Here is a 12740-nt window from a genome sequence, read left to right on the forward strand (position 1 = left end):
CCCGGCTCGACGGACCACGGGGCGACGGAGGCGACAGGCACCATGGCGGTGGACAGGCTCGAACGGCGCAAGGCGCGGACCCGTGCGGCGCTGGTGAGTGCGGCGCAGACCTTTCTCGCCGAGGGTCGGCTCACGGCGCCCATTCTCGAGATCACGCAGGCGGCGGATGTCGGGATGGGGTCCTTCTACAACCACTTCTCCAGTAAGGAGGAGCTGTTCGAAGCAGCGGTCGACGAGGCACTCGAAGCGCTCGGCGCCTATCTCGACACGCTGACGGTCGGGATGGCCGACCCGGTGGAGAAGTTCACGCAATCATTCCGTTTGACCGGCCGACTCTTCCGGGCCGACCCGAGCCTCAGCCGAGTGTTCGTCAATTCCGCTGCAGCGCAGGCGATCACGACCGAGCGGGGGCTCGCGCCGAGGTCGTTGCGCGACATCGAGGAGGCCGTCCGGTCCGGCAGGTTCGACGTCGAGGACACCGAGTTGGCGCTGGCGCTCGTCGCCGGCACGCTCGTCGCGCTCGGACGGGTGCTGCTCGACCGCCCCGAGCGCAACGCCGACGAGGCCGTCGACCGGACCGCGATGCGGGTGCTGCGTGCACTCGGGGTATCGACGGACGAGGCCGCGGAGCTCGTTGCTCGCCCGCTGCCCGACACCGACCACGTCTCCGCTGCGACGGTGTTGACCGCGACGTCCTGACGGTCAGAACCCCGGGAGGCTTCGGCGACCCGTCCGACCCTCGAGTGCCGGGACGGCGTCGATCGCGGCCTCCATCATCTCGATCATCCAGTCGACCAGGGCGTGGGCGGAAAGAGTGCCGTCGCTCTCGAGCCACAGCACGGTCGCCTCGTCGAACGCCGTCGCCATGACTCGGCCGACGAAGATGTTCGCCTCCCGGGACGGGTCGACCTCGAGGGCCAGGGCGATCGCGGTCAACACCCGTTCCCGTCCGCGTTCGGATGCGGCGCGCACGTCGGGATCCGGGCTGCGGCGCCCCAGGACGAGCCGAGTGGTCAGGCCACGGTGCTGGGCCGCGTACGTCAGATGCGCGCGCAGCCCGCGACGGACCGCGTCGAGGTCGGCCGTGTCGGCGCTGCCGTCGAACGCGGCGTCCATCTCGTCCACGACGGCGTCGAGCACGGCGCGGTAGACGCCCTTCTTGCTCTCGAAGTGATGGAAGACGGACCCGTGGGCCACGCCGGCGCGGTCGGCGATCTCGCCGACGGTGACCGCGTCGAAGTCCCGGTCCTCGAAAAGATCACGGGCCGCCGCGAGGATCCGTGCCCGTGACGCGGCCTTGCGAGCGGCGCGCGTGGCAGGCACCGCGGAACGTCCGGTCTCCATCAGGTCGGTGTGCACACCCGGAGCCTACTGGCGCGGGCCGCCGTTCGGTCACCGATTCACGATCGTTGACTGGCAGTCAATCCGGCGGCTAGTGTCGGGTTCGCACGATCGGACCGAGCTCGGGGAGGGCGCAGTGGCCACGTACGTGGGTAGATACGACGACGGAGATCGCGTGCTGTGGGCGGTGTCGTCGGCCCGGGGTCTGACCGCGCTCACCGACTCGTACGCGACGACGGGGGACCTGCTCACGCACGGTCGCGAGGACATCGCGGCCGCCGCGCGCGGACCCGTAACCCACCGACCGGAGGCCGTCAGCACGCTCTCCCCGATCACGGTGCCGTGCCGAGTCATGTGTCAGGGTGCGAACTTCCGGCAGCACGCCATCGAGTCCGGTATGGACCCGGACAATCGCGCTTTCAACCTTTTCTTCGACAAGACCGACGCTTCCGTCACGGGTCCGTTCGACTCCGTGACCCGACCGGCGCACGTCGAACTCCTCGACTACGAGATCGAGTTGGGTCTGGTGATCGGGACGACGATCGACTCGCCGGTCACGATCACCGACGCCACGCTCCCGTCGTACGTCGCCGCGATCACCATCGGCAACGATCTCTCCGCCCGTGACGTGCAGCTGCCCCAGGGGCAGTACCTGAAGGGCAAGAGCTACCGCGGCTTCTGCCCGGTCGGGCCGTTCCTCGCCGTGCTCGACGCGGACGACTACGCCGCCCTCGATCGTCTGACGTTGCGCCTCGAGGTCGACGGCGAACTGCGGCAACAGGACTCGACGGCAAACTGGCTCTACCGGCCGGCCGAGACGCTCACCGAGCTGTCCCAGTTCTGCAATCTCGATCCGGGCGACGTCGTGCTCACGGGAACGCCCCACGGCACGGCGGCCAAGACTCCGCCGGCGATTGTCCGCCGGATCGCCACCGCCGTGCTCCCGGAACACGTTCTGTGGAAACAGTTCATCCGTCGCAGCCGCGGCGGCCCGTTCCTTCGCCCCGGCAGCATCGTCACGGCGTCGATTCGCACCGAGGACGGTCGCCTCGACCTCGGTACCCAGCGCACGCCCATCGTCGCACCCGGCTCCTGAGCCCGACCCGTCCCACCGACCCCGACCACTCAGAGGAGTTCCCGCCATGGTGTCCACCGCCGATCGTTCACCGGCCCCGGTATCCACCGCCCTGCCGCCGGATCTCCTCGCGCACTTCGTGGTCAAGACCGCGCGGGCGCCCGAGATGATCGAGTGGTACCGCACGGTCCTGGGTGCGGAGGTTGTTCACGAGGACGAGCAGATCGCTTTTCTCACGTGGGACGACGAGAGTCATCGCCTCGCCCTCGTCAAGATCCCGCCGCCCGTTCGGTTCCTGTTCCCGCTGGCCCGGTTCAAGCGCAAGGTCTACGGGGTGGACCATCTGGCGTTCACCTACCACTCGCTGGAGCGGCTGCTGCTGAACTACGAGCGGCTTGCCGGCCTCGGTATCGAGCCGGTCTGGTCCATCAACCACGGGCCCACCACCTCCCTGTATTACGAAGACCCGGACGGCATCCGCCTGGAGTTCCAGACCGAGAACTTCCCGACGGCCGAGGAGACCGCTGCCTTCTTCAGCAGCCCCGAGTTCGCGCAGAACCCGATCGGTGTCACTTTCGACCCGTCGTATCTGCTCGAGCGCATGCGGGCCGGCGCGCCACTCGAGTCCCTGACGCGCCGCGATGCGGGTGTCCGACCGGGTACGCGTCCGCGGGTGAACCGTCGGGCCATCACCTTTCGCACGCTGTGAGCGTCGACGTTCCGGTCGTGATCGCCGGCGCCGGCGCCACCGGGGCCACCCTGGCGTTGCTGCTCGCGCGGCGCGGAATCCCGAGCATCGTCGTCGAGCGGCGTTCTGCGCCGCTGACCCATCCCGCCGCCCATGTGATCAACGCGCGCACGCTCGAGATCTGGCGGGAGATCGATCCCGCACTCTCCGCCGAGATCGCCGCTCTCGCACCGCCGCTCGACGAGGTGAACCTGATCCGCTGGCAGGGTTCGTTCGACTCGCGGCCGATCGGTCACATCGACCTCGCGTCCCGGCCCGAACAGCTCGATCGCGTTCGGTCCCACAGCGACTACCTGGTGTCCCACGTCGGGCAGCACCTCCTGATGCCGGTGCTGTGGTCGTGGCTCGACCGCGAGCCGCTCGTCGAGGTTCGCTACGGCACTTCGGTCGCCGGGATCTGCGAACGCGACGAGTCCGTCGTCGTCCACACGTCCGGAGCCGGGGGTGACGGTGCCACGCTGCAGGCCCGCTTCGCGATCGGCGCGGACGGGGCGAACAGCGCCGTCCGCGACATCGTGGGTGTCGAGATGCACGGGCCGACGCTGGCCAAGATGGGCAGTGCATTCTTTCGCTGCGACACGCTGTACCCGGCGTCGGAGCGCCCGCTGCTCACCTGGATCTACCAGCCGAGCTTCGCCGGAGTGCTCATCGCTCACGCGGACCGTCACTACGTTCTCATGGGGACGTATCTGCTTCCCGCGCAACGAATGTCGCGCGAGCCCGACGCGTACTGGCGGGACACGCTGCCCGCGGTGCTCGGGGCCGACCACGAGTACGACATCGTCTCGACCGGCACCTGGGAGATGACCACCCGGACCGCCGACACCTTCCGCCGCGGTCGAGTACTCCTCGCGGGCGATGCGGCACACCGCTTTCCGCACACCGGTGGGTACGGGCTCAACAGCGGAGTGCAGGATGCGCACAACCTCGCCTGGAAGCTCGAGGCGGTGCTCTCCGGGATCGCCGAGCCGACGCTTCTGGACACCTACGAGGTCGAGCGGCGCCCGATCGTCGACCTCTTCGCGCGGCACAGCGTCGCCAACCACTTCCAGCTCGACGACGTCACCCGACACGTGGGCGCGACCAACCGGATGTTGCAGCGGGCGACCTCCGCGATGTCGCGTCCACCGCTCGCGTGGCTCCCGGACGATCGGGCCGCCGCACTGGCGGATCGCGTCGTGGGCCTCGGTCTCGGTCGCACCCGGGTCATCGCCGGCACGGGGCGTCGTGCGGTCCGGGCGCGGGACAGGATGGCGAGTGACATTCCGGGTCAACTGGCGCACTTCGTCTCGACGGGGCTGGAATTCGGTTACCGCTACGGCGGACCGCTGACCGACGGCCGGGGAGGGGAGGCGAAGGACGACGGCCTCGACGACGTCGTCGAGTATCGGCCTTGCACCGATCCCGGTGGGCGTCTGCCTCATTCGATCCTGCCGGCGACCGGGGAGTCGGTGCTGTGCAGCGTCGCCCGCGATCCGAACGCCCTGACCCTGGTGACGTTCGACGGCGACGCGTGGAAGACGGCCGTGGAGAAGCATCGAGACGACCTGTCGCCGCTGCGGGTCGACGTCCTGGACCTCGGTCCGGCGGCGGACACGGTGGACCTCTATCAGGTGGGCGAGCGGGGGGCCTTGCTGGTGCGAGCCGACGGGCACATCGTGTGGCGGTCCACCGCCGGGGCCGATGACGCCGTCGAGGATGCCGTCGCCACCGTGCGGAGGCTGTGGGGGAAGTACTTCCCGCTCGACCGAGCTCGATGAGCAATTGAGGTTAGCCTGTGCTAACTTCGTGGCATGGCGACGTCCCACCCCGTTCGTGTCGGTGCCGCTTCGGCAGTCCTCGCCCTCGCTCTCGTAGGGTGCGGGGGCTCGGGCGGGAACGACGAGGGTAACGGCGCGTGGTCCTACACCAGCGCCTTCGGCAACACCGTCGCTCTCGACGAGGGCCCGCGCACGCTCGTGGTCGACGCGTACTCGGCTGCAGCGTTGTGGGACTACGGGATTCGGCCCGCCGGGGTCTACGGATACGGGCTGAGCAACGGCCTCGGCCTCGGCACCGCCGACCCGTCGACCATGACCGTGGTGGGCACCGACGCCACGTTCGGGACGGAGACGGCCGCGAGCCTCGGCGCGGACCTCGTCGTGGGGTACTCCTCCGAGGAGGACCCGACGTCCTGGATCTGGTGGGACTCGGCGCAGGCGCAGCAGATCAACGCCGTTGCTCCGTTCCTCGGGATCGATCCGTCGAGCACCCTCGACATGACACTCGACCAATACCGTTCCCTCGCAGAGTCTCTCGGCGGTGACACCGACGGTCCCGCGATCGAGGAGCAGCGCGCGGCCTACGAGGACGCGAAGGAGCGGGTACGCCGGGCGGTCGCCGCGGCGCCGGACCTGACGGTATTGCCGCTCAACGCCAGTGCGGACGGGGTGTACCTCGGAACTCCCGAACTGACCGTGCTGGGCCTGCTCTCCGAGCTCGGGGTGCGCCTGGCGGGCCCGCCCACGGACGGACCGTGGGCGACGGTCAGTTGGGAGAACGTCGCGCAGTATCCCGCCGACATCGTTCTGGAGTACCCCGCGAGCCGGGAGGTTCTCGCCACCGCACCCGTGTACGGGTCGCTGCCGGGAGTCGAGGCGGGACAGGTGATCGACTGGGACGACAAGCGCCCCAACACCTACGGCGAGTACGCCGACTGGCTCACTCGGTTCGCTGAGACGGTGGAGCGCTCGGCCAAGGTCACGTAGCACGCTTCCGCTGACCATCCCTGCTCCTGCTGACGGTGCAGTGCGTTGTCAGCAGGAGCAAGAACGGTCAGCGGGAAGATCGTGCGTCAGGCCCCGAGACCCGCGCCGGCGCGGGTGACGACGATCCGTGACACCACCGCTCGCGGAGACATGCGGAGAACGCCGTCGACCAGTTCCACCAGGTCGTTCACCGCGATCATGGTGTCGGGCGGGATGCGGTCGGCGATCCAGGCACTCATGTCGGTGTCGACGTAACCGGGGGCGATGGCGGTGCCGGTGATGCCGGAGCCGCTCTCCTCGGCGTTGAGGGTGTCGATCAGCGACAGCAGCGCGGCCTTCGTGGCCCCGTACGCGGCGAGACCGGCCTCGGGGTACACCCCGGCGAGCGAGGCCAGGGCGATCACCTTCGCGCCTCGGGCGGGGTCGGCCTCGGCTGCGCTGCGCAGCAACCGCATCGACGCCTGCAGGATGCGGAACGGCGCGCGCAGGTTCACGTCCACCGTCTTGTCGAACCGCGTCGCCGGATACGACTCGATCGGCCCGGCGGTTCCGACGCCTGCGTTGAGGACGAGCGCGTCCATGGTGGAGGAGAGTTGCGCGAACTCGCGCACCAGAACGTCGGCGACGTCGGGGGCGGCCATGTCGCAGGCCACCGTGCGGACCTCCGCGGCGCCGTCGCCGCGAACCGTGTTCGCCGCCTCGTCGAGCGTGTCCTGACGGCGCCCGGTGAGCAGCACCGACCAGCCCTGCGACGCCAGCCGGCGCGCGACGGCCAGGCCGATGCCTCGCGATCCGCCGGTGATGAGCGCGGCCCGCGTCATCGCGACACCCCGGCCAGCGCCTGCAATCCCGCGGCGGCGAATTCGGCCGTGGCTTCGGCTGCGGTCGTGGCGGAATCGTCGGCCCCGCCGTCGGCGAGCGCGCGGTGCGTGATGCCCTCGGCGATGACGGCGATCTTGAAGTTCGCCAGCGCCAGGTAGAACGGCCAGTCGCCGAGATCTCGACCGGAGACGACGGCGTACTCCTCGGCGAGAGCGTCGGCCGAGGGGTAGCGCGACGACGTCCAGGCGGCGGCGGGGACGCCGAGCACGGTGTCGAAGATCGGCCGGCGGTAGGCGCACAGGAGAGCGACGTCGGTGATCGGGTCACCGAGCGTGGACATTTCCCAATCGACCACCGCGGCAACGCGACCGGCGTCCGACGGGTCCAGGATGACGTTGTCGACGCGGAAGTCGCCGTGCACGATCGCGGCGTCCGACCGGGCCGGTACGGACTCGGCCAGCACCGACTGCAGCCGGTCCACGTCGGCGAGGTCGCGGGTCTTCACGCGCTGCCACTGCCGACCCCACGTGGCCACCTGCCGGGCGACGAACCCGTCGGGCCGCCCGAACTCGCCGAGCCCGATCGCCCGATGGTCGACGGCGTGCAGGGCGGCGAGGACGCGCACGAGTTCGGTTGCGGTGGCGGCAACCTCGGTGTCGGTGAGTTCGCCCAGGTCCTCCGCCGTCCGTACGACGCGGCCCGGGACGAACTCGACGACGGTCATCGGCGCGCCGAGCACGCGGCCGTCCGGATCGAACGCGACGGTGCCGGCGACGGGGACGTCCGTCGACTGCAGCGCGCTGGTGACCGCCCACTCGCGGGCCATGTCGTGGGCGGACGGGGTGAGGCCGCTCGTCGGCGGCCTGCGCACGATCCAGGACGACCGGTCGTCGTCCACGCGGTAGGTGAGATTGGACCGGCCGCCGCTGATGCGGTCGGCGCGAAGCTCGCCCACGACGGCAATCCCGTTGTCGCGCAGAAAGGTCGCGAGTGCCTCGGTGTCGAGGGTCACGACTGCACCGACGGGGAGGCGGCGGCCGCGGCACGACGCGCCGTCCCCACGGCACGCTTGGCGATGGCCCAGCGGTGCACTTCGGAGGGCCCGTCGTAGACCCGGAACGGGCGGACCTCGCGCGAGAGGCGGGCGAGGGGGAGGTCGTCGGACACCCCCATGCCGCCGCACATCTGCATGGCGCGGTCGACGATGCGGAACACGGCCTCGGCGGCGTAGGTCTTGGCGATCGAGGTCTCGTTGCTCGCCGGGTTACCGCGGTCGAGTTCGAAGCACGCCTGCGTGAGCAGGGCGCGGGTCGCGGCGATGTCGATCTCGTTGTCCGCGATCATCTTCTGCACCATGCCGAGGTCACCGAGTCGGTGACCGAAGCCTTCGCGTTCGGCGACGCGGGCCACGGCGACGTCGTGTCCGCGGCGTGCGGCGCCGAGCCAGCGCATGACGTGGGTCATGCGGGCGGGGCCGAGGCGGACCTGCGCGTAGGTGAATCCCTCGTCGACGGCGCCGAGGACGTTCTCCTCGGGCACGAACACGCCGTCGAAGGTCACCTCGCAGTGACCGCCGATCATGGCGCGATCGAGGGTGCCGATGTGGCGGCCGACCGTGATGCCGGGGGTGCCGGCGGGGACGAGGAACATCGTCGCGCCGCCGCGGTCGCCGGGGGAGCCCGACGTGCGGGCCATGACGATGAAGAACGCGGCACCGTCGGCGCCGGTGATGAACCACTTGTGGCCGTCGACGGTCCAGCCGCCGCCTGTGCGGGTGGCCACGGTGGTCAGCGCCGACGGGTCCGACCCGGCGCCGGGCGCGGGCTCGGTCATTGCGAAGGCCGAGCGGACCTCGCCGCGGGCCAGAGGGGCGAGGAACTGCTCCTTCTGCGGTCCCGACGCCACGTGGGCGAGCAGGTGCACGTTGCCCTCGTCCGGTGCGCCGATGCCGCAGGCGATGGGGCCGAACAGCGAGTACCCGGCTTCCTCGAACACCGGCGACCGGTCGCTCATCGACAACCCACCGCCGCCGTACTCGACGGGGGCGTGCGGGGCGAAGACGTTCGCTTCCCGTGCGGCGCTCTGCAGTTCGCGGCGGAGATCGTCGCCGCCCGCCGCGGTGGCGTCGCCGAGAAACTTGTCCTCGATCGGCAGCACGTGCTCGCGGGTGAAGGTCCGGGTGCGGTCGATCCAGCCGCGCACGTCGGGGTCGTAGGTCAGGTCGATCGCCACGGTGGGTCGCCTCTCGTCGCGGAACAGGGTCCCGACCGATCACTCGCTCGGTACCAGCGAGACTGACAGACACGGTGGACCCGGTCAAGCCTCGGTGGAGTTCAGGGCCCGGTCGTCGCCCGCACCGTCCCGCGGGCGAGCTCGGAGTAGACGTCGACCAGAGCGGCGGGATCGAGACGACCGCCGGGGCGGTACCAGGTGGCCACCCCGACGCACATCGTCGTCACGGCGCGGCTCGCGTCGAGCGGGTGGGCGGTGCCGAACACGCCCGCCTCGACTCCGTCCAGCACGATGCGATCCAGCATGCGTTGCTGGGCGTCGCGCTGACCCACGTACGCCTCGCGCTCGGCGGGGTCCAGGCTCCTGATCTCCGTCGAGCAAACGAACGCGACGTCGCGGCGGTGGACGTGGAAGAGCAGAAGCGACTCGACGACGGCGTCGAACCGGTCCGCCGGCGCCGGGCCGGCCTCGCTCTCGGCGCGCGAGGACCGATCGAGCAGCTCGGTCATGGCACTCGTCGTGATCCCGACGAGCATTGCCTGCTTGGAGGGGTAGTGGTGGTACAGGCCGGGGACGGACAGGCCTGCGCGAGAGGCGATCTCGCGCACCGACGTGCCGTGGTAGCCCTGGTCGACGAAGGCGGTGAGGGCGGCGGTCAGCACGGGCGGAAACGCGTCACCCTCGTAGCGGCGCCAGGATCCGTCGGCAGTCATGGTCTCGAGCGTAGAGGGGTGGCGGTCGTCCGAGCGTGGTGAACGACGGGGTTGACACCTGCGCGTGTGATCCGTGACACTCAGGCTACCGAGCGAGTGATCGGTCGGGGTCGGGTGTCGTGCGGCGTCCCGGTCAGCGGAACGTCGAGGGATCGGTGGGTGGATGAGCACGAACGGGACGGTGATCGACGCCTGGCGTCGACGGGTGGACGCCCATCCGGACGCGGCGGCGCTGGCCTGGTTCGACGCCGTGCTCACGGCGCGCGAGGTCGACGACCTCTCCGACGGCATCGCGGTGGCGCTGGCCGACCGTGGTGTGCAGCGGGGCGACCGAGTGGCGCTCCACCTGCAGAACGTGCCCCACTACGCGCTGCTGTTCCTCGCGATCTGGAAGCTCGGTGCCGTCGCCGTGCTGGTGAACCCGATGTACCGGGGACGCGAACTGCGAGTGCTGCTGGAGGACGCCGAGCCGGTGCTGCTGGTGTGCGCCGACCACGACGCCGACGCCCTGCTCGCGGAGTGCCGAGACACGACCGTGCGAGGCGTCCTCACCGTCAACGCGCGGGATTTTCAGACGCGGGGCGACGAGCGCGTGTTCACCGCGCCGGCATCCGAGCCGCGCGACGACGACCTGCTGACCGTCGCGGTATCGGGCCGGCCGAGTGGCCCCGACCCGGCGCCGGAGGACGTGGCCCTGCTCGCCTACACCTCCGGGACCACGGGACCACCCAAGGGCGCCATGGTCTCCCACGCGAACCTGCTCGCGACGGCCACCGACTTCGGCGACCGCGCGCGGGTGCGAGACGGTGCGGTGGTCTTCGCCGCCGCGCCGCTGTTCCACATCACCGGTGCCGTCCTGAACGCCGCGGTGGCTCTGGTGCGGGACACGACGCTGGTGTTCGCGGGCCGGTTCGACGCGGGCGTCACCCTCGACGCACTGGTCGAGCACCGCGTGACCTACACGATCGGTTCGATCACCGTCTTCAACGCACTGTCGGCCCACCCGGCGGCGACGCGATCCCACTTCGACTCCCTCGAGACGCTGTACTCGGGCGGTGCGCCGATCCCGCCCGCCACGATCGGGGCGTTCGAGGAGCGGTTCGGTCACTACATCCACAACGCGTACGGCATGACCGAGACGACGGCCGGCGTGATCGCAGTATCGCCGGGGGAGCGGGCGCCGGTCGACCCGGACAGCGGCTCCCTCTCGGTCGGCAAGCCCTTGCCCCGCGCGGAGGTCCGGACGGTGAACGACGCCGGTGTACCCACCCCGCCCGGTGTTCCCGGTGAGCTGGAAGTCGCCGGGCCGCAGGTGGTCTCGGGATACTGGAACAATCCCGAGGCCACCGCGTCGGCGATGCCCGACGGGCATATGCGCACGGGCGACGTCGCCCTGATCGACCCCGACGGCTGGGTCTACCTGGTGGACCGGCTCAAGGACCAGATCAACGTGTCGGGCTACAAGGTGTGGCCGCGCGAGGTGGAGGACGTGCTCTACGAACACCCCGCCGTCTTCGAGGCCGCGGTCGTCGGGCGACCCGACGACTACCAGGGCGAATCCGTCGTCGCCTACGTCTCCCTGCGGGCCGATGCCGCCGCGACCGGTGACGAGTTGGTCGACTTCGCCCGGTCCCGACTCGCCGCGTACAAGCGCCCGCGCACCGTGCACGTCGTCACCGATCTCCCCAAGACCCTCACGGGCAAGATCCGCCGGGCCGCACTCGCGGACCGGGTCCTACCCACCCGCACCGGAAGCGAGTCGTCATGACCGTCAGTTCCTCGGCGCCCCCGGTGCCCACTCTCGCCTCGCGCAAGAAGTCGTTGCTGGCCAGTGCCGTCGGCAACGTGCTCGAGTGGTACGAGTGGAGCGCCTACGCCGTGTTCGCTCCCTTCATCGCCGCGGCGATGTTCGACAAGGGCGATCCCGTCTCGGCGCTGCTGTCCACCCTGGCGGTGTTCGCCGTCGGGTTCCTGATGCGGCCGCTCGGCGGCATCGTCTTCGGGCGTATCGCGGACAAGCGTGGCCGAAAGTTCGTGCTGGTCACCACGATGCTGACCATGGCGGCGGGCAGCCTGCTCATCGGCATCATGCCCACCTACGCCGCCGTCGGCGCGTGGGCGTCGGTGCTGCTGTTGCTCGCTCGCGTGATGCAGGGCTTCGCCCACGGTGGAGAATCCGCCACGGCCTACTCCTACGTCGGGGAGATCGCGCCCGCGAATCGCCGCGGGATGTGGGGCAGCGTCGCCTTCGTCGCGATCTTCGGCGGGTCGGTGATCGCGTACTCGCTGGGCGGTGTCATCACCTCGACCCTGTCGGAATCGGCCGTCGGACAGTGGGGTTGGCGCATTCCGTTCCTTCTCGGCGCCGTGCTCGCGCTCGTCGCGCTGTACCTGCGACGCAGCATGGACGAGTCCGACGTGTTCCACGGCGAGCAGGCCGCCGAGGCGACGTCGATTCCGCGTCGGACCGTGGTGCGAGCCATCGTGCTCATGATCGGTATGACGTCGGGAATCACGGCGGCGCACTACACCTGGACCTCGTACGTCTCGACCTACGCCATCACGCAGAAGGGGATGAACCCCGACACGGCGTACTGGATGCTCGTGATCGCCCAGGTGATCGCGCTGATCTCCCTGCCGTTCTTCGGTCGCCTGTCGGACTCGATCGGGCGCCGGCCGATGCTCGCCGCGTTCGCCGTCGGCATGTTCGCCCTGCAGGTCCCGCTGACGATGATGATCACCGATGCGGGATGGACACTGCTGCTCGCGACCACCGCCGCCCTGCTGGTGGTCGCCGCGCCCGCCTCGATCCTCTCGTCCACCCTGTCGGAGAGCTTTCCCACCCGATTGCGTACGCAGGCCATCGGTTTCGCGTACTCGTTCTCCGTGGCGGTCTTCGGCGGCACGGCGCCCTACCTGAACCAGCTGCTGTTGAACCTCGACCTGGGCTGGGTCTTCGGCGTCTACATCATGGCGCTCGCCGCCCTCACCGGCGTGGCGGCGTGGTTCATGAAGGAGACCAAGGGCATCGCGCTCGCCGACGCGTGAGGTCTGTCGAAGCC

General features: G+C 70.1%; 12 protein-coding genes. 7 read left to right on the forward strand and 5 right to left on the reverse strand.

Annotated features, from left to right (window positions below; all coding sequences use genetic code 11):
- Positions 1-42 precede the first annotated feature (42 nt).
- Complete coding sequence (locus HQ603_RS00560; protein ID WP_068148069.1) at positions 43-699, forward strand: TetR/AcrR family transcriptional regulator; 657 nt, start codon at positions 43-45, stop codon at positions 697-699.
- Between the two features lie 3 nt (positions 700-702).
- Here the strand turns inward: HQ603_RS00560 and HQ603_RS00565 are convergent, their stop codons facing one another.
- Complete coding sequence (locus HQ603_RS00565; RefSeq protein ID WP_222676459.1) at positions 703-1359, reverse strand: TetR/AcrR family transcriptional regulator; 657 nt, start codon at positions 1357-1359, stop codon at positions 703-705.
- Positions 1360-1477: 118 nt separating this feature from the next.
- Between HQ603_RS00565 and HQ603_RS00570 the strand changes: the two genes are divergently transcribed.
- Genes HQ603_RS00570 through HQ603_RS00585 form a run of 4 tightly spaced genes read left to right on the forward strand, consistent with a single transcriptional unit; the run spans position 1478 to position 5911 of the window.
- The gene (locus HQ603_RS00570) at positions 1478-2437 is read left to right on the forward strand and encodes a fumarylacetoacetate hydrolase family protein (RefSeq protein WP_222682462.1); all 960 of its coding nucleotides are present in this window, start codon (positions 1478-1480) and stop codon (positions 2435-2437) included.
- 46 nt (positions 2438-2483) lie between these two features.
- Positions 2484-3125, forward strand: coding sequence for a VOC family protein (locus HQ603_RS00575; protein WP_222682463.1), 642 nt, complete (start codon positions 2484-2486; stop codon positions 3123-3125).
- A complete protein-coding gene (locus HQ603_RS00580; RefSeq protein ID WP_222682464.1) occupies positions 3122-4924 on the forward strand; it encodes an FAD-dependent monooxygenase in 1803 nt (600 codons plus the stop codon). The genes HQ603_RS00575 and HQ603_RS00580 overlap by 4 nt, the downstream gene beginning before the upstream one ends.
- 33 nt (positions 4925-4957) lie before the next feature.
- Positions 4958-5911, forward strand: a complete 954-nt coding sequence (locus HQ603_RS00585; protein WP_222682465.1) for an ABC transporter substrate-binding protein — start codon at positions 4958-4960, stop codon at positions 5909-5911.
- 86 nt (positions 5912-5997) lie between these two features.
- On the opposite strand, the gene HQ603_RS00590 is transcribed toward HQ603_RS00585, so the two are convergent.
- The 4 genes from HQ603_RS00590 to HQ603_RS00605 all read right to left on the reverse strand — a co-directional run bounded on the left by HQ603_RS00590 (position 5998) and on the right by HQ603_RS00605 (position 9678).
- Positions 5998-6732 (reverse strand): SDR family NAD(P)-dependent oxidoreductase, encoded by a 735-nt coding sequence (locus HQ603_RS00590; RefSeq protein WP_222682466.1) that lies wholly within the window; start codon positions 6730-6732, stop codon positions 5998-6000.
- Complete coding sequence (locus tag HQ603_RS00595; protein WP_222682467.1) at positions 6729-7745, reverse strand: phosphotransferase family protein; 1017 nt, start codon at positions 7743-7745, stop codon at positions 6729-6731. Before HQ603_RS00595 ends, HQ603_RS00590 begins: the two co-directional genes overlap by 4 nt.
- Positions 7742-8965, reverse strand: a complete 1224-nt coding sequence (locus HQ603_RS00600; protein ID WP_222682468.1) for an acyl-CoA dehydrogenase family protein — start codon at positions 8963-8965, stop codon at positions 7742-7744. The genes HQ603_RS00595 and HQ603_RS00600 overlap by 4 nt, the downstream gene beginning before the upstream one ends.
- Before the next feature lie 101 nt (positions 8966-9066).
- Positions 9067-9678 (reverse strand): TetR/AcrR family transcriptional regulator, encoded by a 612-nt coding sequence (locus HQ603_RS00605; protein ID WP_222682469.1) that lies wholly within the window; start codon positions 9676-9678, stop codon positions 9067-9069.
- Between the two features lie 163 nt (positions 9679-9841).
- Between HQ603_RS00605 and HQ603_RS00610 the strand changes: the two genes are divergently transcribed.
- A complete protein-coding gene (locus HQ603_RS00610) occupies positions 9842-11446 on the forward strand; it encodes a class I adenylate-forming enzyme family protein (RefSeq protein ID WP_222682470.1) in 1605 nt (534 codons plus the stop codon).
- A complete protein-coding gene (locus HQ603_RS00615; RefSeq protein ID WP_222682471.1) occupies positions 11443-12726 on the forward strand; it encodes an MFS transporter in 1284 nt (427 codons plus the stop codon). The genes HQ603_RS00610 and HQ603_RS00615 overlap by 4 nt, the downstream gene beginning before the upstream one ends.
- Positions 12727-12740 lie beyond the last annotated feature (14 nt).

This window comes from Rhodococcoides corynebacterioides (genome assembly GCF_019834675.1).
GTDB classification, from domain to species: Bacteria; Actinomycetota; Actinomycetes; order Mycobacteriales; family Mycobacteriaceae; genus Rhodococcoides; species Rhodococcoides corynebacterioides_A.